The 23,727-nt window shown below is 58.1% G+C and carries 15 protein-coding genes and 1 pseudogene; 5 read left to right on the forward strand and 11 right to left on the reverse strand.

Going from position 1 to position 23,727, the window contains the following annotated elements:
* Positions 1-809: 809 nt before the first annotated feature.
* Complete coding sequence (locus BLL36_RS29285; RefSeq protein ID WP_076955073.1) at positions 810-1,607, reverse strand: DNA/RNA non-specific endonuclease; 798 nt, start codon at positions 1,605-1,607, stop codon at positions 810-812.
* Between the two features lie 158 nt (positions 1,608-1,765).
* Here BLL36_RS29285 and BLL36_RS29290 point away from each other — a divergent pair, with 158 nt between their 5' ends.
* Complete coding sequence (locus BLL36_RS29290; protein WP_076955074.1) at positions 1,766-2,845, forward strand: SDR family oxidoreductase; 1,080 nt, start codon at positions 1,766-1,768, stop codon at positions 2,843-2,845.
* 79 nt (positions 2,846-2,924) lie between these two features.
* On the opposite strand, the gene BLL36_RS29295 is transcribed toward BLL36_RS29290, so the two are convergent.
* Positions 2,925-4,142: an MFS transporter gene (locus BLL36_RS29295; protein WP_076955075.1), complete on the reverse strand. Its 1,218-nt coding sequence runs from the start codon at positions 4,140-4,142 to the stop codon at positions 2,925-2,927.
* 121 nt (positions 4,143-4,263) lie between these two features.
* Between BLL36_RS29295 and BLL36_RS29300 the strand changes: the two genes are divergently transcribed.
* The 4 genes from BLL36_RS29300 to BLL36_RS29315 all read left to right on the forward strand — a co-directional run bounded on the left by BLL36_RS29300 (position 4,264) and on the right by BLL36_RS29315 (position 8,975).
* Positions 4,264-4,938 carry a TetR/AcrR family transcriptional regulator gene (locus BLL36_RS29300; RefSeq protein ID WP_076955076.1) on the forward strand — a complete coding sequence of 225 codons (675 nt, stop codon included), beginning with the start codon at positions 4,264-4,266 and terminating at the stop codon, positions 4,936-4,938.
* Between the two features lie 87 nt (positions 4,939-5,025).
* Positions 5,026-5,547 carry a sigma-70 family RNA polymerase sigma factor gene (locus tag BLL36_RS29305; protein ID WP_076955077.1) on the forward strand — a complete coding sequence of 174 codons (522 nt, stop codon included), beginning with the start codon at positions 5,026-5,028 and terminating at the stop codon, positions 5,545-5,547.
* Positions 5,544-6,494, forward strand: a complete 951-nt coding sequence (locus BLL36_RS29310; RefSeq protein WP_076955078.1) for a FecR family protein — start codon at positions 5,544-5,546, stop codon at positions 6,492-6,494. The genes BLL36_RS29305 and BLL36_RS29310 overlap by 4 nt, the downstream gene beginning before the upstream one ends.
* Positions 6,495-6,569: 75 nt before the next feature.
* On the forward strand, positions 6,570-8,975 hold the full coding sequence (locus BLL36_RS29315) for a TonB-dependent siderophore receptor (RefSeq protein ID WP_076955079.1): 2,406 nt from the start codon (positions 6,570-6,572) through the stop codon (positions 8,973-8,975).
* A gap of 83 nt (positions 8,976-9,058) precedes the next feature.
* On the opposite strand, the gene BLL36_RS29320 is transcribed toward BLL36_RS29315, so the two are convergent.
* The 9 genes and pseudogenes from BLL36_RS29320 to BLL36_RS29375 all read right to left on the reverse strand — a co-directional run bounded on the left by BLL36_RS29320 (position 9,059) and on the right by BLL36_RS29375 (position 23,641).
* A complete protein-coding gene (locus tag BLL36_RS29320) occupies positions 9,059-9,517 on the reverse strand; it encodes an Hsp20 family protein (RefSeq protein WP_076955080.1) in 459 nt (152 codons plus the stop codon).
* Positions 9,518-9,841: 324 nt separating this feature from the next.
* Positions 9,842-11,695, reverse strand: a complete 1,854-nt coding sequence (locus BLL36_RS29325) for an ABC transporter ATP-binding protein (protein ID WP_076955081.1) — start codon at positions 11,693-11,695, stop codon at positions 9,842-9,844.
* 403 nt (positions 11,696-12,098) lie between these two features.
* Positions 12,099-12,278 (reverse strand): annotated as a pseudogene (locus BLL36_RS29330) (IS4 family transposase); the annotation flags it as partial.
* Between the two features lie 341 nt (positions 12,279-12,619).
* Entirely contained in the window at positions 12,620-13,048 is a 429-nt protein-coding gene (locus tag BLL36_RS29335; RefSeq protein WP_076955083.1) for a contact-dependent growth inhibition system immunity protein, read from the reverse strand.
* A gap of 219 nt (positions 13,049-13,267) precedes the next feature.
* Entirely contained in the window at positions 13,268-13,648 is a 381-nt protein-coding gene (locus BLL36_RS30880; RefSeq protein ID WP_130926010.1) for a hypothetical protein, read from the reverse strand.
* An 8-nt stretch (positions 13,649-13,656) separates the two neighbouring features.
* A complete protein-coding gene (locus BLL36_RS29345) occupies positions 13,657-13,935 on the reverse strand; it encodes a CdiA C-terminal domain-containing protein (protein WP_130926009.1) in 279 nt (92 codons plus the stop codon).
* A gap of 177 nt (positions 13,936-14,112) precedes the next feature.
* On the reverse strand, positions 14,113-14,520 hold the full coding sequence (locus BLL36_RS29350; protein WP_076955086.1) for a hypothetical protein: 408 nt from the start codon (positions 14,518-14,520) through the stop codon (positions 14,113-14,115).
* 171 nt (positions 14,521-14,691) lie between these two features.
* The gene (locus BLL36_RS29355) at positions 14,692-15,021 is read right to left on the reverse strand and encodes a hypothetical protein (protein WP_076955087.1); all 330 of its coding nucleotides are present in this window, start codon (positions 15,019-15,021) and stop codon (positions 14,692-14,694) included.
* Between the two features lie 877 nt (positions 15,022-15,898).
* Positions 15,899-23,641 carry a two-partner secretion domain-containing protein gene (locus BLL36_RS29375; RefSeq protein WP_083735358.1) on the reverse strand — a complete coding sequence of 2,581 codons (7,743 nt, stop codon included), beginning with the start codon at positions 23,639-23,641 and terminating at the stop codon, positions 15,899-15,901.
* Between the last annotated feature and the right edge of the window lie 86 nt (positions 23,642-23,727).

Below are 23,727 nucleotides of genomic sequence, written 5' to 3' on the forward strand. Positions count from 1 at the left end.
GTGGGAGCTGTCGAGCTTCAGCGAGGCTGCGAAAGCGGTGGGTCAGGCGCAGAAAATGCCAGCAATGCCGCCGCCTTCGCAGCCTCGCCGGGGCTCGACAGCTCCCACATTTGATCTTCGTCGCGCCTGAGATTACGCCAGCCGCGCCAACGCAAATACAACCCACAAAAGCCGATCCCCTGTGGGAGCTCCCGAGCTTTAGCGAGGCTGCGATAGCGGTGGGTCAGGCGCAGAAAATGCCAGCAATGCCGCCGCCTTCGCAGCCTCGCCGGGGCTCGACAGCTCCCACATTTGATCTTCGTCGCGGCTGAGATTACGCCAGCCGCGCCAACGCAAATCCAACCAACAAAAGCCGATCTCCTGTGGGAGCTGTCGAGCTTTAGCGAGGCTGCGATAGGGGTGGGTCAGGCGCAGAAAATGCCAGCAATGCCGCCGCCTTCGCTGCCTCGCCGGGGCTCGACAGCTCCCACATTTGATCTTCGTCGCGCCTGAGATTACGCCAGCCGCGCCAACGCAAATCCAACCAACAAAAGCCGATCCCCTGTGGGAGCTGTCGAGCTTCAGCGAGGCTGCGATAGCGGTGGGTCAGGCGCAGAAAATGCCAGCAATGCCGCCGCCTTCGCAGCCTCGCCGGGGCTCGACAGCTCCCACAGTTGATCTTCGTCACGGCTGGGATTACGCCAGCCGCGACAACGCAAATCCAACCAACAAAGCCGATCCCCTGTGGGAGCTGTCGAGCTTCAGCGAGGCTGCGAAAGCGGTGGGTCAGGCGAGGAAGATGCCGGCAATACCGCCGCGGCGCTGAAGAGTTACGTCCGCCCCACCGAGCCCACAACCGGAAGGTTCCCCAACAATTTCAGCCCAGTGCTTTTGACAAAAGCTTCGTAGTCCATCGGCCGTTGGATGCGTGTCTCTGCATTAGGCAATACATACGCCCACGCCCGCTGGGAAGAGGCGTCATACACCAGCTTGAACAGCCGCGTCGGCACCCAGACCTTGTTGTCACCGATAGTGCCGTGGCCCGCATCGAACAGCGGCCCGGTAAAGACATACACGTCGCCGCCGGCGCGCGTGGCGAACTTGCGTACGTCGGCCTCCACCTTGCTCCAGATCTTGCGGTTGTTGGTGGGGGCTTGCGGCACCATGTTCGACAACGCGAAGGACTGCGCCATGGCTAAAGCACTCGGTGCGTCGGCGGCCGGGGATTGGTGCCCACGGTCCATCGCCGGGTGTTGGTCGCGATAGTCGCTGAGTTGCGCGCGCCCGGCCATGGGGATGCGCGGGTCGGCGTAGAAATGGTTGGTGCGCTCCTCGCCCTTGGCGTCGCGCAACTGGCGCGCGTTGAGGCGCTCGACCACCAGCAACGGCGTTTTGCTGGTCTGCGAATACAACACCGCAAAGCTGTTGGAGCACAGCGCCAGGGGTTTCATCGACGCGGGAACGGTGGCCGTCTTGATCGGCGTGGCAGCGGGGAACAACTCGGCGCAGCTGTCGAACGAGAGCTGTCGTTGCTCAGCGGAATACAGGTCGATCGGGCCACGTGCCTGTGCTGCGGTGGAAAACAAAACCAGGGCCCACAGGCCAACTGCAAAAGTGCGTAGGAGCATGCTTAGATCTTTTTACCTGAGGATGAACAGACGGCCAGGAGCGACCGTGCGGGGCCTATGGACCCTCATAAACAGGATTAGTGCGCGCAGCCCTACAGATCAGGTTGAACCTCTCCTACGCACAGAGGCTCACAAACCTACATTCTCGGGAGAATCCTATGACCCAGACCGCATTAGTCGTGGGCGCCAGCGGCATCGTTGGCAGCGCCATTACCCAATTACTGCTTGAGCAAAACTGGCAGGTCGCCGCCTTGTCCCGACGGCCCTCGCAGGTGCCGGGGGTGATCCCGGTCGCCGCCGACCTGCAAGACCCGGCCTCGCTGCAACAGGCCCTGGCCGAGCTGAAACCCACCCATGTGTTCATCACCACCTGGTCGCGCCAAGCCACTGAGGCCGAGAACATCCGCGTCAACGCCGCCATGGTGCGCAACGTGCTGGACGCCGTGCGCCCCGCCGGAACGGTGCAGCATGTGGCGCTGGTCACCGGCCTGAAGCACTACCTTGGCCCGTTCGAAAACTATGGCAAGGGCAGCCTGCCGCAAACCCCGTTCCGCGAGGAACAAGGCCGTCTCGACGTGGAAAATTTCTACTACGCCCAGGAAGACGAAGTCTTCGCCGCCGCTGAAAAGGACGGCTTCACCTGGAGCGTGCATCGCCCGCATACCGTCACCGGCGTGGCGGTAGGCAACGCGATGAACATGGCGACCACCCTCGCCGTCTACGCCAGCGTCTGCAAACACACCGGGCGCCCCTTCGTGTTCCCTGGCTCGCGTGTGCAATGGGACAGCCTCACCGACATGACCAATGCGCGGCAATTGGCCAAACAACAGCTGTGGGCAGCCACAACACCGGCGGCGGCGAACCAGGCGTTCAACATCACCAACGGCGATGTGTTTCGCTGGAAGTGGATGTGGGGCCGGATTGCGCACTACTTCGGCCTCACGCCGGCCGACTTTCCCGCAACGCCCGCCCCGCTGGAACAGCAGATGGCCGATGACCAGGACAGCTGGCGCCAGATCGCTGCAGAGCACGGGCTGAAGGAAACCGATATCGGCCGGCTGATTTCGCCCTGGCACACCGACGCCGACCTCGGGCGGCCCATCGAGGTGGTCACCGACATGTCCAAAAGCCGCATGATGGGGTTCACCGCCTACCAGGCCAGCGACCAGGCGTTTTTCGATGTGTTCGACACATTGCGTGAAGCGCGGTTGATTCCGGGTGGCGTCAACCCTGCCTGATTGAGGGTCGCACCGGTGATCAGCGCTGAGCAGATGACCCAGTTGTTTTCTGTGGTCGTCCGCTCAGGCGCTGCTTGCTTCAATGCCCGACCACCGCCGCCCCATGGGCAGACCGTCGTCCCGGTCTGAAGCCATGGGCATGCGCCGCCGCCGCGATGGCCAGCGCCACCGCCAGCAACACCAGCATCGCCCACGGAAACACCGCCACGCCCCAGCGGTCGAGCAGCACCCCACCGACAACGCCGCTGCCGGCAATCGCGCTGTTCCACGCCACCACGTTCAGCGACAACGCCACATCCGCGCCGTCACCCGCCGCATCGGCCAGCGCGGTTTGCAACAAGGTGGCGGCGCCGCCGAAACTCAGGCCCCATACGGCCACGCCGAGGTAGATCACCAAAGGCGCACTACCCATCAAGCCAAACACCGCGCAGACCAGCGCAAACATCATCAAGCTCACCAGCACGGTCTTGCGCAGCAACGCCTCCACCCGCTTGGCCGTCAACCAGATCCCCACCAGCGCAGCCACCCCGAAAACCAGCAGCACCAGGTCGACCCGATCGGCAAGGCCCGCCGGCGCCACGAACGGGGCGATGTAGGTGTACAAAATGTTGTGCGCCAGCATCCAACTGATCACCACCGCCAGCACCGGCCGTACCCCCGGCGTGGTCAGCACCTTACGCAACGACACACGTTGATGGGCGGGCTGCGGCGCGTAGTCCGGGACTTTCACCAGCACCCACGCAATCAGCGCCAGGCTCATGGCCGACATCAGGCCAAACGTGGTGCGCCACCCCACCAACCCACCCAGCCAGGTCCCCAGCGGTACACCCAGCGATAACGCAATCGGCGTGCCGACCATCGCCAACGCCAGCGCCCTGCCCTGTTGCTGCGGCGCGACCATGCGCCGGGCGTAACCGGCCAGCAGGCTCCAGGCCAACCCTGCCGCCACGCCGGCAAAGAAGCGCGCCACCAGGATCACACCATAATGGGAGGACAGCGCCGTGATGGAGTTGAACAGCAGGAAGCCAACGATGGTCAGCAGCAGCACATTGCGCCGGCGCCAGCCGCGGGTGGCGATGGTCATGGGGATCACCGCCAGCACCGAGCCCAACGCATAAGCGGTGACCATCTGCCCGGCCATGGACGGGGAAATCGCCAAGCCGTCGCTGATCAACGGCAAGAGACCGGCCGGCAGGGTTTCGGTGACGATGCAGATAAAGCCGGTCATGGCCAGGGCGAGCAAGGCGCCGATGGGCAGGCGGTCGGACGCCGCCGATAAGGTCAGTGAGGGTGTCACGGGCAACTCCTTGAGCAAGACTTAGATACTGATCGATATAGATGTTGCAAGGCGCGACCGCACGTTGTCAACGACTTATGTATCGACTAGTATTTATCTCGCTATCCACCGGAGACCTGACATGGCACAGATGGGCCGCCCCCGCACTTTCGACCGCGAACAGGCCGTGGAACAGGCCATGCACCTGTTCTGGCAGCACGGCTACGACGCCACTTCCCTCGCTCAGCTCAAGGCGGGCCTGGGTGGCGGTATCTCCGCGCCGAGTTTCTACGCGGCGTTCGGCTCCAAAGAGGCGCTGTTCGACGAATGCGTGCAGCGCTACCTGACGACCTACGCCCAGGTCACCGAATGCTTGTGGGATGAAAGCCTGCAACCGCGTCAGGCGGTTGAAACAGCGTTGCGCCAGTCTGTACGCATGCAATGCGAGGACGGGCATCCCAAGGGCTGCATGGTGGCGCTGGGCGTGATGAGTGCGCCCAGCCCGGAGAATGCACGGGTGGCGGATGGGTTGACGCAGTCGCGGCTGCGCACGCGGGCCGGGATCGTGGCGTGCGTGGAGCGCGCGGTGCGTATGGGGCAATTGCCAGGCACGATCAACCCGGCCGTGATGGCGGCGGTGTTCGATAGTTTCCTGCAGGGTGTTTCGATCCTGGCGCGGGACAATGTACCCCACGCAACTCTCGACGCGGCGCTCAGCCAACTCCTGCTGACCTGGGACGTTGCCGCCTCTACCGTACCGCCCGTTCGTTCCGACACCGCACCCAAGAACCCCTGCTTATCGACCCCGACCACCTAAATACAGACCGTGCGCCGGCCACGCTTGCATTCGCTGATGGCACACCGCTAATCTTGCGAATAATTCTTATCCGCAGACTTACCCTCGATGCCGGCCAGCAACCCTACCTTGAACCAGGCTGTCCATATGCTCTACACCGAGCACCATGGCTGGTTGTTCGGCTGGCTGCGCAAAAAGCTCGGCTGCCCGCATAACGCGGCGGATCTTTCCCACGACACCTTCATGCGCATACTCGCCTCCCGCGACGCGCTCGGTGGGATGCGGGAACCACGGGCCTTCCTGACGACCACGGCGCGCCACCTGATCATCGACCGCGCGCGCCGTCGCCAACTGGAGGATGCGTACCTGCGGGAGCTGACGCTGACCATCGAGATGATGGAGCAGTGCCAGCAGTCGCCGGAGCAAATCCTGGTGACCCTCGAAGCGTTGGAGCAGATCGCCTTCGTGCTCGACGGCCTGGCCCTGAATGCGCGGCAGGCGTTCCTGCTGTACTTTCTCGAAGGCCTGCGCCAAAGCGAGATCGCCAGCCGCCTGGGCATCTCCGAGCGCATGGTGCGCAAACACCTGATGAATGCCTTGCTGCATTGCAACCACGCGCTGGACGTATGAGCGCCGACCTCGACCAGCAAGCCGCCAACTGGGTAATCCGCCTCAACGAAGGCAACCTCAGCGAGCGCGAACACCAGCAATTGGAGCGCTGGAAAGCCGCCGACCCACGGCATGCCGCAGCCTTTGAGCGCATGCAGGGTTTTGTCGGACGCCTGCAGGCGTTGCGCCCGCAGCAGGCGCCGGTGCAGGCTGCGCTGGAAGCCGTGCGGGTTCGTCGGCGCAACCCGGCCGGCCGCGTGCTGCTGGGGTTGCTGCTGGCATTGCCGGTGGCCCTGGCGCTGCGGGCCTACCCACCCAGCTATCTGCTGGCCGACCAGCGCACCGCGCCGGCGCAATGGCAACGCATCGATCTGCAAGACGGGTCGCAACTGACCCTCAGCGGCAACAGCGCCGTGGATTTGACCTTCGACGGCCAGCAGCGCCAGGTGCGTTTGCTGCGCGGTGAAATCCTGGTACAGGTGGCCCATGATGCGACGCGGCCCTTTACCGTGGTCACCGACGACGGCCAAGTGCGCGCCCTCGGTACGCGCTTCACGGTCAAGCGCGAGTCGCCGGGCACCCTGCTCGGCATGCTTGAATCCAAGGTCGCCGCTACCGGCGCCAGCCAGCAGAACGCTGTGCACGTCAGCGCCGGCGAGCAAGCGCGTATCACGCCGGATGCCGTGACGCTGCTGGGCAAGATCGACCCACGCACCACCGACGATGCCTGGCAACGCCACCAACTGGTGGTGCAGGACTGGCCATTGCCGCAAGTGCTGGACGAACTGGCGCGCCAATACGGCGGCCATGTGCAGTTCGACCGCGAGCAACTGGCGGACCTGCGCGTGTCCGCGGTATTGCCGCTGGATAACCCGCGTCGCGCCATGCAGTTGATTGCCGATGGCCTGCCGGTGCGGATCCGCGCGTTCAGCCCCCTGTGGTTGCAGATCGAGCGTGTTGAAAAATAGTCTGGCGTGCCGGGTTCCGCTTTTCACGACTGCTGCGTCAAGGAAGAAAGCACCTCAATAACAGGAATGTCTTCCATGCCCCGCCACTTCAAGCGTTCTCCCTTGCCCCTCGCCCTGGCGCTCAACCTGGCCAGCCTGGCGACGCTGAGCCTGGCCGTCAGCAGCCCGGTGGCGGCGCAGGAAACCGCGCGTTATGCCATTGCCGCCGGCGCCTTGGGCCCGGCATTGAACCTGTTCGCCCAGCAGGCGCACGTGGCGCTGCTGTTCGACAGCAAGACCGTCGCCGGCCTGGACACTGCCGGTTTGCAAGGGCAATACCCGGTGGCGCAAGGCTTCGCCCAATTGTTGCGCGGCAGCGGTTTGCAGGCGGTGCAAGGCGCCAACGGCTACGTGCTGGTGCCACTCGACACCCGCGGCTCGCTCGAGCTGGGCCCCACCGCCATCACTGGCCTGAGCGAAGAGCGCAGCACTGAACACGTCAAAGGCTATGTCGCCACGCGCAACCTCAGCGCCACCAAGACCGACACCCCGATCATCGAAACCCCGCAATCGCTGTCGGTGGTCACCCGTGACGAGATCCGCGACCGCCAATCCGAAACCCTCTCGCAAACCCTCGACCTCACGCCCGGTTTCACCAGCCAGCCGACCAGTTTCAACCGCACTTCGGACCGCTTCCGCATTCGCGGTTTCGATGTGGAGTCCGCCACCGGCGGTTCCCTGCGCGACGGTCTGCGCCTGCAAAACAATTCCTACGACGGCGTGCAGGAACCCTATGGGCTGGAACGCGCCGAGGTGATTCGTGGCGCGGCGTCGGTGCTGTACGGCCAACTGTCGCCGGGCGGCTTGATCAACACCGTGAGCAAGCGCCCCAGCCAGACGCCGTACCACGAGATCAACCTGCAAGCCGGGCAGAACAACCGCAAGCAACTGTCTGCCGACTTCACGGGCCCGTTGGGTGACAGCGACACCTTGAGCTATCGCCTGACCCTGCTCGACCGCAAGAGCGACACCGCGGCCGACCATATCCAGAACGACAAGGTCTACGTCGCCCCGGCGCTGACCTGGCAGCCCGATGACGACACCTCGCTGACCTTGCTGTCGTTTTACCAGAAGACCGAGACGGGCTTCTCCGCGCCCCTGCCCTATCAGTTGACCAAAGGCGTGGGCAGCGGCAGGTTCCAGATCGGCCGCCACGACTTCATCGGCGAGCCGGACTATGACGAAATGAACGGCGAGATGTCGGCGCTGGGCTATGAGTTCGACCACCGCTTCGACGAGCACACGCGCATCAGCCACAAGCTGCGGTATTACCAGTCGGATGTGACCTGGCGCTACCTGCAAGTCAACACCGCCGGCATAGCAACCGCGCAAACCAGCGGCATCCTGCGTCGCCAATACAGCGACCGCCAGGAGCGCTCACGAGGCCTGGCCAGCGACACCAACGTCGAGAGCAAATGGCAATTCGGTGACTGGCAGCATACCTTCCTGCTGGGTTTCGACGGTTATGACACGAGCTACGATTCGCATAACTTCCGTGGGAATGCACCGTCGCTGAACCTGGCAACCTACCAGTACGGCCAGCCGGTGGTGGTCAATAAAAACCCCGCCACCGACCGTGGCTCGCAGATCGACACGCTGCAAAAAGGCATCTATTTGCAGGACCAGATCAAGTTCGATGAGCGTTGGATCCTGCTGTTGGGCGGCCGTCACGACTGGGCGGACCAGCACACCGAACTGTTCCGCAATTCGGCCGACAGCGGCAAAAGCGATGAAGCCACCACCTGGCGCGCGGGCCTGGTGTACAAGGCCGACAACGGCCTGGCGCCCTACATCAGCTACAGCGAATCCTTCTTTCCGGTGGCCGGCACAAACAAGGCGGAGCAAAGCTTCGTGCCCACGGAGGGCAAACAATATGAAATCGGTATCCGTTATCAACCCGAAGGCAGCGCCACGCTGCTGAGTGCCGCGGTGTACCAGTTGGAACAGCGCAACGTGCTGAGCCAGGACCGCACGGATATCAACTTCTCGGTACAGGTCGGCGAAGTGCGCTCCCGGGGCTTCGAGCTTGAAGCCAAGACCGAAGTCACGCCCAACCTCAGCCTGATCGCGTCCTATGCCTACATCGACGCACGCATTACCAAAAGCGATATCGCCAGCGAGATCGGCCAACGCAGCGAAGACACCCCTTACCACCAGGCCGCCCTGTGGGCCGACTATCGCCTGGCTGCACTCGGCATCCCGCAACTGCGCATCGGCGGCGGCGCCCGCTACAAAGGCACCACCCAAGCCTCCGGCGTGCCGTCGGCAATGCCCGCCTACACCCTGTACGACGCCCGCGCCAGCTACGAAATCGATCCCCATTGGGAAGTCGCGCTTAACGCGAACAACGTCACCAACAAACGCTACACCTACTGCGAATTCGCGATTTGCCGGTATGGCGATGAGCGGCAGTTGGTGAGTTCGTTGACGTATCGCTGGTAAGTGACGGGTATCTTGTACGGACCTGGCAGAGGGTGGACAAAAAAACCGGAGGCGCCGCGATGGGCGCCTCCGGTTTGTTCAACTCACTGCTCGCTGATGGTTTTCACATCAGCCTTGGCAGCACCACCAATCGCAATGCGCTTGGGCTTGGCTTCCTCCGGCACGATCCTGATCAGATCGATGCTGAGCAAACCATTGGCAAGCTGTGCGCCCTGCACTTCGATATGGTCCACCAAGCGGAACGACAGCCGGAACGCGCGCTGGGCGATACCCTGATGCAGGTAGGTGATGTTTTCATCGTGTTCGCGCTTGCCGCCGGAGACGGTCAACACGCCTTTTTCCACCTGGATTTCCAGGTCATCCTCAACCAGGCCTGCGGCCGCAATGACGATTCGGTAATGGTCATCGCCGTGTTTTTCCACGTTGTGAGGTGGATAGGTGGTACCGGCCTCGCTGCGAAGCGCCGATTCGAAAAGGTCGTTGAACCGGTCAAACCCAACGGAATGACGGAACAGTGGGGCCAAGGAAAGAGTAGTAGCCATTACAAAATCTCCTGAGTTTTCTCCAAGTGATTTGATACGCGACCCGTCTTCGGCATCGCGTAAAACCTATGTAGGTTCAGGGGAAAAATTTTCAAGCGTGGCTCACAAAAAAATTTTCAATGCCGTGCCCTGCCTTCCCTCAATGCCCGTCGGTCAGCGCAAATCCCCTGTGGGAGCGGGCTTGCCCGCGAAAGCGATCCGTCAGTTGATGAATAAGTCGACTGATATTCCGCCTTCGCAGGCAAGCCAGCTCCCACATTTTGATCGTCGTTGCTTTGAGTACTGCGTTCGCTTAATTGATCGGCAGTGGCCCCCCACTCACGCCTATTCCAGGACTTGCGCCACGCCCTGATCCTCCCCCAGGAACCCGCCGCTCTGGTGATGCCACAGCCGCGCATAGGTGCCGTTCTTCTCCAGCAGTTCAGCATGAGTGCCTTGCTCGATAATGCGCCCGTTATCCATGACGATCAGCCTGTCCATGGCCGCAATGGTCGACAGCCGATGGGCGATGGCAATCACGGTCTTGCCCTGCATCATGTCATCCAGGCTTTCCTGGATCGCCACTTCAACTTCCGAATCCAGCGCGCTGGTCGCCTCATCCAGCAGCAGGATAGGCGCGTTTTTCAGCATGACCCGGGCAATCGCGACGCGTTGGCGCTGGCCGCCCGACAGCTTGATGCCACGCTCGCCGACCAGGGTGTCGTAACCGTTGTGGCCTTGCTTGTCGCTCAATTGGCTGATGAACCCATCGGCCTGGGCGCTGGCCGCCGCGCTACGGATTTGCTCATCGGTCGCATCGGGACGGCCATAGGCGATGTTCTCGCGAATCGAGCGGTGCAACAGCGACGTGTCCTGGGTGACCATGCCGATGGCGCTGCGCAAGCTGTCCTGTGTGACGTGGGCGATGTTTTGCCCATCGATCAGAATCGCGCCCTTGTCCACGTCGTAGAACCGCAGCAGCAGGTTGATGAGCGTCGATTTCCCGGCGCCGGAGCGCCCCACCAGGCCGATCTTTTCCCCCGCGCGAATGCTCAGGCTCAGGCCATCGAGCACCTGGCGCTCGCCGTTGTAATTGAAGCTCACGTCGTCGAACGTCACCGCGCCGCCGGTGGTCACCAGCGCGGGTGCCTGCGGCGCATCCTGCACCTTGGGCCCGCGGGACAAGGTTTGCATGCCGTCCTGCACGGTACCGATATTCTCGAACAGCCCGGTCATCTGCCACATGATCCAATGCGACATGCCATTGATGCGCAATGCCATGGCCGTAATCGCCGCCACGGCCCCGGCACCGACTGCGCCTTGGTGCCACAGCCACAGCGCATACCCGCCAGCGCCCATGATCAAACCAACCACCAGGACCTGATTGACGATCTCGAACTGGCTGACCAGGCGCATCTGACGAAAGCCGGTTTGCTTGAAATCCTCCATCGCCGCCCGCGCGAAATGAGCCTCGCGCTTCGAGTGGGAAAACAGCTTCACCGTGGTGATATTGGTATAGGCATCCGAGATACGCCCGGTCATGGACGACCGCGCATTGGCCTGCTCCTGCCCGACTTTGCCCAAGCGCGGCACGAAGTAGCGCATGGCCAGACCGAACAGCGCCAGCCACGCAATGAAAGGCAGCATCAGCTTCGGATCGAAACCGGCGGCCAGCGTGATGATCGCGATGAAATACACGCCGATGCCCGGCGCGATCTCGATCAGGGTGAACAACACCTCACGCACCGACAACGCCGTCTGCATCACCTTGGTCGTGACCCGCCCGGAAAACTCATCGGAAAAAAACGAAAGACTCTGACGCAGCATCAGCCGATGAAAATCCCAGCGCAGCCGCAACGGAAAATTGATCGCCAACACCTGGTGCTGCACCATCGTGCGCAACGCCACCAGCCCGATGCTGATCACCAGCACAATGCCGATACCCCACAGCACACGACTTTCCTGCCCCGCCGCTTCACCGCCGGACTGCCAGGTCGACAACAGGTCCACGACCTGCCCAAGAAACGAAAACAGCCAGGCTTCATACACCGACACAGCGGCACTGAGCAGCGCGAGCAACAGGATATAACCCCGCGCACCGCGTGTGCAGGCCCACAAAAACCGCGCCAGGCCGTCGGGTGGAGGCGGTGTTTCGTCAGGGGGGAAAGGGTCGAGCCGTTGTTCAAATTTGCCAAGCATGGAGCTCTCCAAAACGTTCCAGTGGGGGGATTCTGGCATTTAAACGGGGTGTTAAGGGACGTTTGAGGGGTGAATGGAATTCCTTGGGCATTGCCAAGCCGATTTGAAGGGGCTGGTTGGGAGGTAAAGCTGATGCACAAAATGGCGATCTGGCTCCGCGGCTTGGCCTCAAGTGATTAACAGTCACTTGCTAGCTGTTAGGCGCACCGCGGCCACGACGAAATGTGGCGAAGGGATAGAATTGCTGCATAGCGTGGGTCGCATAAATGCGTCACGTCAGGAAAGTTAGTCGTGTTGGGTTTGCTTGTCAAAGCGTGACAAAGCAATGACTTGTAGGAAGAGGAGGCGCCCGCAGTCAGCTACCGCGTCATCTCCAATATGTATCTGACCCAGCCGACTTTCACATCGACAGGGTCTCGGTCGGTGTGAACAACCGTTGACGATGCTTGGGCATCACAGGCTCGACACGCTGCAGCAGCTCTGGGTCGGCGAGCAACTTGAAAAATGCTGGAGCACTGCTGTTTTTGGCGTGCTGATGAATGCGCTGCTGTTGATGATTGAGGATTTGACGTCTACGATTCACGCGGGCTGTGTCCTTGTTCTATTGGTGTGTGTTCGCAACTATCACCGTAGACCAAGGCCAGCCTTTTTCAATTTTTTTAAGCAGGATCAGTGGGTTACCTGTTAAGTAAGTGCCATTCAAATCTGTCCCCTTTTCTCGGTCCCGCACACGTTTACCGATACACCAATCAGGACGAACACTGCCGGATGTGCCGTAAGGTACTTCTTGCCCGTTCTTGTAACTGACTTGTGGTCGAGCCCCCTGACCAAGTTCAGTTCCAACGTCTATCTCGGACTGTTTGGGCGTTGGCCGGACAACAGCGGCATCATCCACCACTCCGCCTACACCTTTTGTACCTTGTGTCATTTACCATTAAGCGCTGCCAGCAGTTTCCTCTCTAGCGCGTGAGCATATTCGACATATTCGACAGCGCGAGGCTCCGCAGCAATAAGCTCTTTATCTCGCCGCAGAATATTCAACATTTTTTGCGTCAGCAGTAAATTCTTCGCCCAGACTGCCTCCGATAATTTTGAGGTTCCTTTTAGCAACTCGGCGTCATCCAGAAATCCTACCAGCACTTCCTTATCCAACTCGCGAACCACGACAGGCAATAATTCCGACGTATACATATCTTGCCTGACCGATCTGCAAAGGTCGCCGATCTCGAGCTCGTTTATCGGAGTGTCCAGAATCGACCTGTGCCATGACTCCAGCGCAGACTCATCAGAATCAGGCTCAACTTCCCACTTAAACCCATTACTCTCATCTATTTGACGAAATGTCTTTTTCATATACCCGCACAATTTAGAGAGTCAGAAATACGTTTTAAAGTATCCAAAGCTGCCTGTCGGGCCGCTTGTGCCTCTGGGTTACTTACATTCTTAAAAAAGGGGCCAGATTTATTTCCTTACTAGCAAGCAATCTCCTTTCTTAAAAAATTAAAGCCCAGCCATGGATAAAATAAATCCGTCCCCTTTTACGTGGAGCGTTAGTAGTTGCTTTTGCACCAACTAATCAACCATGTTTTTCAGAAAACCAATACCAACCTCATCACGAATCACATACAAGCTTTCGTACTGAAAAGAAAGAAAAAATTTAAAATCCGTCTCTATCGACAGCTTCGTAAGGAAAGACTTAATATTCTCAGAACTCTCCGGCAAATATTTTATAGGGCAATGAAACGCTCCACTCATACCTGCTTTCCAATCAACATTAACCCCTTCAGCAGCAACGTCCTCAGGAGTACTAAAGCAACGAAATACAAAATAAACACCTGAATATTTAAAGTTACCTGTTAGATAACCACTTTCAATTGCGTGCTCAGCCCCCATCACTGAGAGCACTGAAGCAATTTCTTCAAAGGAAATTCCAACTTCAATCTCAAGATTCATTGTAATTGTCACTTCGCAGCCCCTATCACCCTAAATTCCCCGCCCTTCATCAAATAAAGCTTTTTCAAGCCTTCGACAGGATTCGAGCGCAGTGCGTTTTCTATCTGCTCAAAGGTCAATGGAGAATCAGCCAAATTCACAACAATATTGCTAGCCTGAGTCTCAACTTTACCGGTTATTGTTTTCAGCACTGAAATTGGGCTATTGGTGATTGGCGAGAAAACATCAGCTAGTTCACCATTAATCCGCAAATCAGGGTTGGCTCCTTTTTTCCCAGAATTTGCCACCAAATTACAGCCTAGCAAATGAATAAAATAAATCTGTCCCCTTTTCCCAGTCCCCTTTTCCCCAAAGCCTTACCCCAACCTCATGCAGCATGAGAGGCGGCATGGACTGAGGTACGCGAGAATGGGCATCCGGAGAAGGTTAAGTAAGTTCTATTCTGGTCTGCCGCCGATTCCTCATTATTTCTCTTGCGCCAAAAGATAGAGCCTTTCCCTCTCTTCAACTACATCTAACCTGTCAAATTCCCGAACAAAACTCTCCAGCTCCAGTTTTAAATTACAATTAAATTTCCACAATGCAGTAGCTCCGACACCTTGAAGAAAACTCAGTCCATCTAAAGCCTCTTTAGACTCCTCGAATGTTAATGTTCTCATCTCATTCATCAACCCAACAACCAGACCGTATATATACTCAATACACTCCTCAGAAAAAAGATCTCTATATATTATAGATTCATTACGCAAGAAATCCTCTGAATAAATCAGATCACTCTCCACGTATTTTATATTTTTTTCTAGCAGAGGAATACACACACCCTCCTTGCTTAAAAATAAAAAATAAATAACCTGCAAGTTCCATATACACATAGAGCCACTACCTTAAAGGTTGTAAAAAAGTAAAAAAAGGGGACAGATTTATTTCCTTACTAGCAAGCAATCTCCTTCCTTAAAAAATTACAGCCTAGCCATGGATAAAATAAATCTGTCCCCTTTTAATGTCGTCGCCTTTTAATGTCTCAAATCCGCCCCTTTTCCTGATCAAGGATAGATAAAATTAATGCTTATCTTAACCTTAACCAAGTCCAACGTAACCTCGCATCCAGTCCAGACGGGCATTTCCGCTGTCAGTTTATTTTTAACATACCAGCTTCGCAGCTCTACTAGAAGGTCTAAAATATTTAGGTTTGTTCGTCCACCTGCTGTAAACCAAAAAGAATTTCCCTGCTCATCAACATAGTCATATTCGTACTCACAGCTGTCCAACTCCCGAGACAACTTAGCACGCATTATAACTTTACAGGCTGCTTTGGGAGCAGCCTCAAATAAAAGACTTCCAATATCATTATAGATATCATCATCGCTACGCATCATCTTCCACCTGGTGAGTTTTTAAAAATCATCTCTATTGGGCGAGCGCCGCCTATAGAGTACTCAACGTTGAAACCATCTGGCCGCACACTTGCACCCGAATACAAGGGTTCAATTTTCACACTCACCTGCTTACCAAAAAAAGGGGGACAGATATATTTTTCTAGGAGCAAATAAGCTCTCTCCTTAGAAAAATGCCGCCTAGCAATGAATAAAATAAATCTGTCCCCATTTCCCTGCGAGACCAGCACGTTCAACTGGTTCGCAAGCTGAGAGGGCACTTCGCCTACTTTGGGATTCGCGGCAACTATCGGTCGATGGGTGCTCTACGTTTTCGCGTCGAGCACATTTGGATCAAGTGGCTGTCGCATAGATCGCAGAGCGGGAGGTTGAACTGGGAGAAAGCAGCGCAGCTATTAAAGTTACTTCCCTTGCCAGCAACACGGATTAGCAAACCCTGTTACTGAGGAGCCGGATGCGTGAATTGCGCACGTCCGGATCTGTGGGAGGCCGGCCCAGGTAACTGGCCGGTCGACCCGACTTCTTTACTAGCAAGCAATCTCCTTCCTTAGAAAATTACAGCCTAGCAATGGATAAAATAAATCTGCCCACCTTTACCGAAAAGTCAAGAATTTAATTATTTTTTAGTTGTCTGATAGGATCCCAATCCTTAGGTTTTGACTGATGCTTACTCCACCATTGCATCCCCTGAGAAACCCACTTCCAGCGTAAATCTGAATGTGCGGCTGTTGAGTCATCATACCCAAACTCCGTCCCGCAACATGGGCAAATATTGTACGAGGAACAGCCAAAACTGTCGTACGCCGGCTCATTAAGATCAGGATATCTGCATACCGGACATACATATTTTTGATTACTATTGAGCATTAAAATAGTCCAAGTTCGAAACCTTACCATGCACTGCTGGATCAGGCTTGTAGTACGTGCGAATATTCCCCCCACTTGATACGACACCAAATTCATCGGTGCTAGGGTTATAACGTACGATATCTCCATTAGGTCTTGCTTTTTCAAGCACCCCCGCAGGCTTCGACGCTGTTAAGAATTTATCAGCTTGTGCTTGATACTCAAGCGTATTTTTCGCACCGAAGTCGCTGCCATGACGTGCAAAGTGGTCATCAAGCTTGGCTTGGTCGGCGAACTTCGCTCCGCTTCCTGTCGCTTTTGTACCACTAGCAATTTCAGCCGCTCCGCCCGCTCCGGCTTTTGTGCCAGTGGCAACTTCAACCGTTCCGCCCGCTCCGGCTTTGGCGCCCGCTCCCGCTAAAGCCGCTTCTTCCGAAGACTTACTGAACATTCCAGTAAGCTTCGCCAGCCATCCTTCGGCCCTCACCGCCACCAACTCCGGGAAAAGGGTCATCAATATAAGCTGGGATATCTCTGCCTTGAGTTTGTCGATTGCAGATGTTGCTGGCTGCAGCGGCGCACCGCTATCATCAAACTGATCCGTAGGATCAAGGTGGAACCCTTGGTCGTTATACTTCTCCGCCGTGCCGCCAATCAGACTACCTGTCGCTGGATTCCCGCCAGCCACACCAGCAGCAATTAGCCCAATGATCTGCGCCGTTCCTATCTTCAACTGGCTCCCGGCAGAACTCAAGTCAGTCGCATCAAAGCGCGAGCTAACGAACTCTGCCAATAGACCATTTGCGATAGGCGTTAGGCCTTCTGCGATACCACCTGCGATGGCCCCACTGGCAAAACTCTCACCACGAGCCTTGGCGATCAAACCTCCCAACGCCGCATGCAGGATCAGCTTCTCTGCAATCTTAGGCGCTACTTCCAGGCCCGCTGCCAAATCACCGATTGCCTTGTTACCTAAAGCGGCGCCAAGATCGATGCCCTCACCGATCAACGCATCTCCTAGGTTCGAGCCAAAACTTCCACCGTTGATAGCAGTAGACACACCACTATTGATCAGGGCGTGAGTCCCGCTGCGCAATAGTGTATCCGCCCAGTTTTCCGGGCTGAGCATGCTGGAAGCATAACCTGGGTTCTGCAACGGCCCAGTGCTGATGACTTTCGATCCACCAGTCGCTGCTCCGCTAGTGCCGGAAAACCATTTGGTGTCTGCATAATCGATAAGACCTGCCGTAACACCTGCAATAGCAGCATTTTTCAGGCTACTGCCGCTAAAAGTATCCTTGAGCGCAATACCCAGGTTGCCCTTGTTGGAAATCGTACTGTTGATTGCTGTGCTGGATAGACTGACAGCCACTGCTGCCTGCATAGGGCTAAGCCCAAGACCTGCCGGCCCCATTACCAAAGATAGAGCGATGGCAAGGATTACCTGAGCGCCAGCTCCCAGCCCGGAATGGCTGTACTTGAAGGACTCGTGCACCTCCTTGACCATCCGCCAATCCACGTCACCGCGCTTCTCGGCATCCTTCATCCAGGCAAGGGCTGGATCGGCCTTGACCATCGCATCAATGGCCTGGCTGACGGTCTGCTGATTGACCTGCTTCACGTCAATGTGAAGCCCTTCAACAGCATTGATCACCAGTTGTCCCTTGGCGGTAATCTGGCTCTGACGCAGGGTTTCATCGGTTGCGCTTTTAGTCGCCATTGATGTCCAGGCCAGGCTGGTGCTGCTCTTCTCGTGGCTTTCCTGATGCAGATCCTTGACCGCCTCGAAAGTCACCGAACCGCCACTGCTGATAATCAAGTCTTCGCCGCTGTTGAGCTTCGCCGCCTGATAATGCTGGCTTCCACCGCTAGCTAATACCATGTCGCCGCCAGAGGTGATCTGGCTGCTGATGTTAGTAACTTGAGTGACTTCGTCACGCTTGGTTTTCTTGGCGCCAAAAGAGCCTTTGCTCTTTTCGTCGTAAAGGGAGTAGTCACTGTCCTGGGCAGCGAAGACGCCCAGTTTGTTGCCTGCAGCGAGGTACGCTTCTTTGCCGGCATTGATGCGGCTGGAGATCACCGCCATATCTTTACCGGCGGTCACGGCAACGTTTCCACCTGCGTTTATATTGGTCGAGATCTGATGGACGTGGTCTTCCTGGATCTTCAGTTTCTTGCTTTTGGAAACGAAGTGGTCTTCATTCGCCGCCGAGCTGAAAGTCACATCACCAGCCGCTACCATGCCGATATCTCGTTCGGCATCTATATCGCTGGCAACAGCAGTCACGTCACGTCCCGCCTGAACCGATATGTCCCGTCCAGCGCTTACACTGGAGCCAAACTGCGTGGTGCTACTACTGTTGTGCTTGTCATCGCGAAACAGGCTGTTAGTGACCTGCGCAGAGGCGATGTTGATATCACGACTAGCATCCAGTATCAGATCACGCCCACTCTGTAGTGCGCCGCCAATATTGCTGATGTCACGTGCTGCTTTGATGGTCAGGTCATTTGCGGATTCAATTCTTGCAGCGCTGTCTACGTAGTCATTACGTACTTCTGCTTTCCCATAGGCAATCTGCGACGTCGTAACCGTACGCTCATTAACCACATCCCCCGTAACCGACGTTAACGACACGTCTTTACCGGCGATGACACCACCCGCTTTGTTGGTGAGATCTTTGTTGGAGAGCAGATCCAGACGTCCACCCGCCTGCATCAACCCACTGTTTACCAACTCCTGCCCCGCCACTGCGGACAAGTTACTGGTGGCCTTCAACGTGCCAACGTTCTCAAGGTTCCTACCGGCGATAACAGTCACCTCAGCCCCCTGAATCAACGCCCCATTCGGCGCCAACCGGTTATTGGCCTGTGCCATATACAACACCGGCACCAGCACCTTCTCGCCGTTCACCTCATGCTCTTCAAGCCAAACAATATCGTGCGTCAGCGCCGCAACTTGCTGCGAGGTAAGGGTCACACCTACCGCCAGGTTGAGCTGCTCCTTGCTGGCGATAGCGTTGTTCATAAGGTATTTGAACTGATCCTCGTTGGAGGTCTGCCCGGCGATAAACGCTTGGCCGGTGCGAGCGACGACGGCTTGCTGCACCAGGCGTTGTTCGTAGAGCCCGTCGCCGAGACGCTTGGCGCTGGTGTCCGGGTCGTAGCCAAGGCGTGTGAGCAAGTAATCCGAGCTCATGAATTGCTTGAGGTCGGTCAGTGCCGGGTTGGTTTCGATCAGGTATTTCGGCGGCTTCAGCGGCGTTACGCTGTTCGGCAGGCCTTGCACACCCGCGATGTGGCTGGCTGCCGCGCTCGCGCTGTCTTGGGCGTTGAGCCGGAACAAGCCGTTCTGCCCCGCCGGCAGGCTGAACCCTGGCAACGCGGTCGGATCAACTTGCAGTTGGGCCAGGTCCGGCGGCAACTGGCGGTTGAGCAGGACGGTTGAAGGTTGGGTCACGCTAAAAACGTTGGTATTGGCGGTGCGCTCATCGACGCTGGAGCTGGTCTTTTGAACCACGATGCTGCGGATGTCATTGGCGGCGGTCAGTTTCGACGCGCCACCCGCCTGGATAATCGCGGGCGCAACAGCTTTGCCGTCGGCCTGGACGATCACGGGGTCGTTGATGCCGTAAAACAGGTTCGGATCAAACCTCGCGACCAGTTGACCAAACGCTACAGGGTCGAACGGGCCAGAGCGTGGATGCTTCTGGTCATAGGCATCCACGGCATTTATCAACCCGTAGAAGTTCTGGCTGGTTACCCAGTTACCGGCCCCCACCTCATGACCCGATGTGCCGGAGGCAGAGAGCGCCGCCTTATTGGTCAGGTTGGTACTGGTGATGGTCAGGTCATTGGTGGCTGACAACAGGCTGTACTGATTGAGCGCGGTTGTGCTGTTGATCGTCAGGTTGCGCCCGGCCGCCAGGGTGGCCATGGGTGAGTCTTCACTCACCGTGCTTTCAACCGTTTTGTAAATGAATACCGGACCACGCACATCCGGGCCGTTCGGGCCGCGGCAATGCTGCACGCAGGAGATGGTCATGAAGCCGCCGGTAACCACCTGCTCCATTTTGAATCTGTCACGCTGGTTGACGAAATTCGTGACGGCGATGTCGATGTCGCCACCTGCTTCGATGCTGCCGGAGCTGTTCTCCAGGCTTTGCGCTGAGCTGCCTGGCGTCGTTCCCGACACCATCAGGTTGCCGAGGGCATAGATGTCGGCGTAGCGGTTTTTGACGCTACCCGTTTGAAGGCTCATTTTCCGGCCGCTGAAGATGAAGCCTCGGCTACCGTCTTGCGCCTGGTCATTAAGCAGGGTTTGAACATTGAGGGTGAGGTCTTGCGACGCCGCCAAGGCACCATAATTGGCGAGGCCTGCGGCGGTCACGGTCATATCGCCGCCGGACGTCAGTCGACCGTAGTTGTTCAACTGGCCTGTGACATTGATATCTGTCTTACCACCGCCCTTGATGCTGGCAACGCTGTTCAAGTCGAGCCGGGCAGCGCCCATGTTCAGTTCAGCCAGGCTCACCACTTGGCCGCTGCCTGAGTAAGCACCGCTCAGCTTGAGGCTCAGCGTACCGTCACTGCCGATCACGCCATCGTTGGTCCAGGTCCCACCCGTCCCGACGAAAGCTGTCGACGCCAGCAATTGGCCCGTGGCCGTCTGTGTGAAGTCCTTCACGTTGACATTGAGCGTGCCGGCCTGGATCACCCCGCTGTTGGTCCAGCTGTCGGCATCCAACGTCAGTTCACCGCGCGTGACAAAGCTGCCGCCGGCGTTCATCACGGCAGTGCTCGACACGCCAAAATTGCCTTTGCCGGTATGCCGAACGCTGCCTCCGGTGTTGAGCACGCGAGCTGCCGCCAGGCTGATGTCGTTGTTCGCCGTTTCCAGCAGGCCGCGCTGGTTGTCCAGCAGCCCACCGATCTGGAAGCGGGTGATACCGCTGGCGCCGAGCGCCCGTAGTTTGCCGGTGTGGTTGTCGATGCTGGCAGCGGTGATATCGAGGGTGCTGTCGCTTTCGACTATGCCCAGGCGATTATTCAGGTCACCGTCGAGGGTCAGGTCGATCTGTTGGCCGCTGATCTGGCCGCCCTTGTCGCCGCTGTTGTCGAGATTGTTGGCCGTGACAATGACGCGCTGCTTGGCGTAGAGGCCACCGTCGCGGTTATCGAAATCGGCGGCTTTGGTATCGATTAGGGCATCGCCGCTTTGCGCAGCGATGCGTCCGCCGTTGTTGTTGATACCTGCCAGCGCGCGCAAATCAAGCGCGCTCGCCTGGACCGTGCCGCCTTTGCCGTCGAGGTCGTAACCGTTCTTGAGCACGCCAACAAGGCGCGCGGTGAAGGCGTTTTTCAGGCTGGACAGTGTGCCGCCACGGTTATCCACATTGTCGGCGGTAACGCTCAGTTCGCCGTCCTGGGCGATGATTTTGCCGTCGAGGTTGTCGACATCACCGCTGGTTTCAAGCGCCAGCGCCGTTTGGCTTTGCAGCGTGCCGTTGCTGTTTTCCACGCTGGCGGCATGCAGGTTGAGGTTCGCGTTCTTGCTATAGATCAGGCCGTCGTCGTCATTCTGCACCTTGCCGGTGGCCTTCAACAGAAGCTGACCGTTGGCGGCGACTGTGCCGCCGTTACGGTTATCCAGGCCACCGATGAGCAGCGTCATCATGCTCTGGCTGGCGAGCTGACCGCCATGGTTATCGACCTGATCGGCTCGCTTGAGCAACAGGTCTCCCACACTGGCGACTGTACCCTTGGTGTTCGTCAGGGTGCCCAGCAGATCAAGGGTCGCCTCTGCGTTGGTCGCGATGCTACCGGCGGTGTTGTCCACATCGGTGCCGGTGACGCTCAGGCCGAGTTGTGAACTGACGGTGCCGGTAACATTTCGCAGCGTCATGGCCGCAATGACCAACGACTCGCCGCTGTCGATCTGCCCCTTGTCGCTGTTATCCAATGTGTCGTTGACGATAAGGGCCTGCACACTGCCGCTGGAGAGGCTGCCCGTGCGGTTATCGATATTGGCCGCCTCGACCGTCAGCGCCTTCTGGCTGACCAGTGCGCCCCCCTTGCTGTTGTCCAGGTCCCCCGTGAGCTTGACGTCGATAGCGCCGTTGAGGCTGGACAGCTTGCCGCCATCGCTGTTGTCGAGTTTGCCACCCGTGACTTCAACGCCCTGTAACCCGGAAATAAGGCCCAGCTGATTGAGTAACTGCTCGGCGTTGATGCTCAGCGTTTGTTCGCTGATCAGGCTGCCGCTGCCACTGTTGTCTACCTTGCCGCCCACGACGCTGATGCCGGCCTTGCTCGAGATTTCACCGCCACGGTTATTCAGGTCTGCGCTGACAATACGCAGGCCGCCCTGGCTATAAATCTTGCCTTGGCTGTTAAGTAGCGTGTCGGCGTTGATACGCGTCCTGTCAGCGCTCAGGACCCTGCCGCCGTCGCGGTTATCCAGCGTACCGGCGGTAATTTTCGTGACGCGTTGCGCGCTCAGCGTGCCGCCGCTGTTATCCAGAGTCTGGCTGACCACCCCACGCACATCGCGGCTCGCAACCAGGGTGCCGTTGTTGCGCATGCCTTGCGCACGAAACTTGATATCGCCCGTGGTATTGCGCGTGTTATCCACGTTCACGCCCGCTTCGACGATAGCGTTGTTGGTCAACTGTCCCTGGCTGCCAAGCTTGATCAGGTCCCGTGCGGCGATGTTTTGCTGGATGGCCAGTGCATCGCGGGTTTGTATGTCGACGCTAGCCGCGTAGACCGTGCCTTGCATATCGGCACTCGCGGCCTTGACCGCCATTGCACCCTCGGCAGCGACTTGCGCAACGGTCAGGTCGCCATTCGCATCGATCTGGATATCGCCAGCACTGGCAGCCATCTTGCCGTCGAGCTTTACGCCGACACCGGCTTCGCTGCTCACCAGCTTGATCGCCCCGGCGTACATCCCGCCCAGTGCCGAAGAATCGATGGCCAGTTGCGGCTTGGTCGCCGGATCGGCAGCACGGGCGGTGGCCTTGAGGGTCTTGGCATCGACGTCATTGGCACCGGCAATAATCGTCAGGTTCTTGGCCTGAATCTCGGCATTGATCCTGGCCGACCGCGCGATGATTTCGAAGCTGTTGACGTTGTTGGCATTCAGGCCCGCGCCTTCGATGGACACGCTGCCTTGATCGACCTGATAGCGGCTGACCTGGCCGTTTTCAACCACCGCTTTACCGGTGGTCAACGTGGCTTGCGGGGTGTTGATAAAGCCGCAGCCGTTGCAGGTGATGCCATACGGGTTGGCCACGATCACGTGGGCCGATTGCCCCGCCACTTCGGTGTACCCGCGCAACTGACTCGGGCTGCCGCCGTTAACCTCGTTGAGGATCACGCTGGCTGCTGTACCGTTGAGGTTCTGGTTGCCGAGGATAATCCCGCCCAACTGCGTGGACTGGGTGCGGCTGGTGGCGTTGTTGAGGATCACGCCCTGCTGGCCGACGTTGTAGTCACTGAACTGGTTATGCGACAGCCCGCTGCCATTGGGCGCAGCGATGTTGACGATGGGCACGCCATTGCCCGCCTGGCCCAGACTGGTGCCGGGCGCGCTGACCACAATCCCGTCCGCCTGCGCCAGCAACGGCTGCCAGAACATCGCGTTGGCCAGCACCAACGCCAACCCACGTTTGGGCAAGCCCAAAAAGCTGGAACGGCTTTTCACGGCTGCAGAAGGTTGGCGCGCAAGGAAAGCGAACTGGCGAACGTCCATGTCAGGTCTCGATGCCCGAAGGCGGTAAAAATTTAAAGGAAGAAATCCAGGCGGAAATAAACCGGCGCTTCACGTTCAGTGATCGG

The organism is Pseudomonas cedrina subsp. cedrina, assembly GCF_001983175.1.
In the GTDB taxonomy this organism is placed as follows: Bacteria; Pseudomonadota; Gammaproteobacteria; order Pseudomonadales; family Pseudomonadaceae; genus Aquipseudomonas; species Aquipseudomonas cedrina.

What these genes read in the sequence shown, in the direction of transcription:
- BLL36_RS29285 (WP_076955073.1), bottom strand. Translation starts at nt 1,607, where the DNA reads ATGCTCCTACGCACTTTTGCAGTTGGCCTGTGGGCCCTGGTTTTGTTT.
- BLL36_RS29290 (WP_076955074.1), top strand. Translation starts at nt 1,766, where the DNA reads ATGACCCAGACCGCATTAGTCGTGGGCGCCAGCGGCATCGTTGGCAGC.
- BLL36_RS29300 (WP_076955076.1), top strand. Translation starts at nt 4,264, where the DNA reads ATGGCACAGATGGGCCGCCCCCGCACTTTCGACCGCGAACAGGCCGTG.
- BLL36_RS29305 (WP_076955077.1), top strand. Translation starts at nt 5,026, where the DNA reads ATGCCGGCCAGCAACCCTACCTTGAACCAGGCTGTCCATATGCTCTAC.
- BLL36_RS29310 (WP_076955078.1), top strand. Translation starts at nt 5,544, where the DNA reads ATGAGCGCCGACCTCGACCAGCAAGCCGCCAACTGGGTAATCCGCCTC.
- BLL36_RS29315 (WP_076955079.1), top strand. Translation starts at nt 6,570, where the DNA reads ATGCCCCGCCACTTCAAGCGTTCTCCCTTGCCCCTCGCCCTGGCGCTC.
- BLL36_RS29320 (WP_076955080.1), bottom strand. Translation starts at nt 9,517, where the DNA reads ATGGCTACTACTCTTTCCTTGGCCCCACTGTTCCGTCATTCCGTTGGG.
- BLL36_RS29325 (WP_076955081.1), bottom strand. Translation starts at nt 11,695, where the DNA reads ATGCTTGGCAAATTTGAACAACGGCTCGACCCTTTCCCCCCTGACGAA.
- BLL36_RS29335 (WP_076955083.1), bottom strand. Translation starts at nt 13,048, where the DNA reads ATGAAAAAGACATTTCGTCAAATAGATGAGAGTAATGGGTTTAAGTGG.
- BLL36_RS30880 (WP_130926010.1), bottom strand. Translation starts at nt 13,648, where the DNA reads ATGAATCTTGAGATTGAAGTTGGAATTTCCTTTGAAGAAATTGCTTCA.
- BLL36_RS29350 (WP_076955086.1), bottom strand. Translation starts at nt 14,520, where the DNA reads ATGTGTATATGGAACTTGCAGGTTATTTATTTTTTATTTTTAAGCAAG.
- BLL36_RS29355 (WP_076955087.1), bottom strand. Translation starts at nt 15,021, where the DNA reads ATGCGTAGCGATGATGATATCTATAATGATATTGGAAGTCTTTTATTT.
- BLL36_RS29375 (WP_083735358.1), bottom strand. Translation starts at nt 23,641, where the DNA reads ATGGACGTTCGCCAGTTCGCTTTCCTTGCGCGCCAACCTTCTGCAGCC.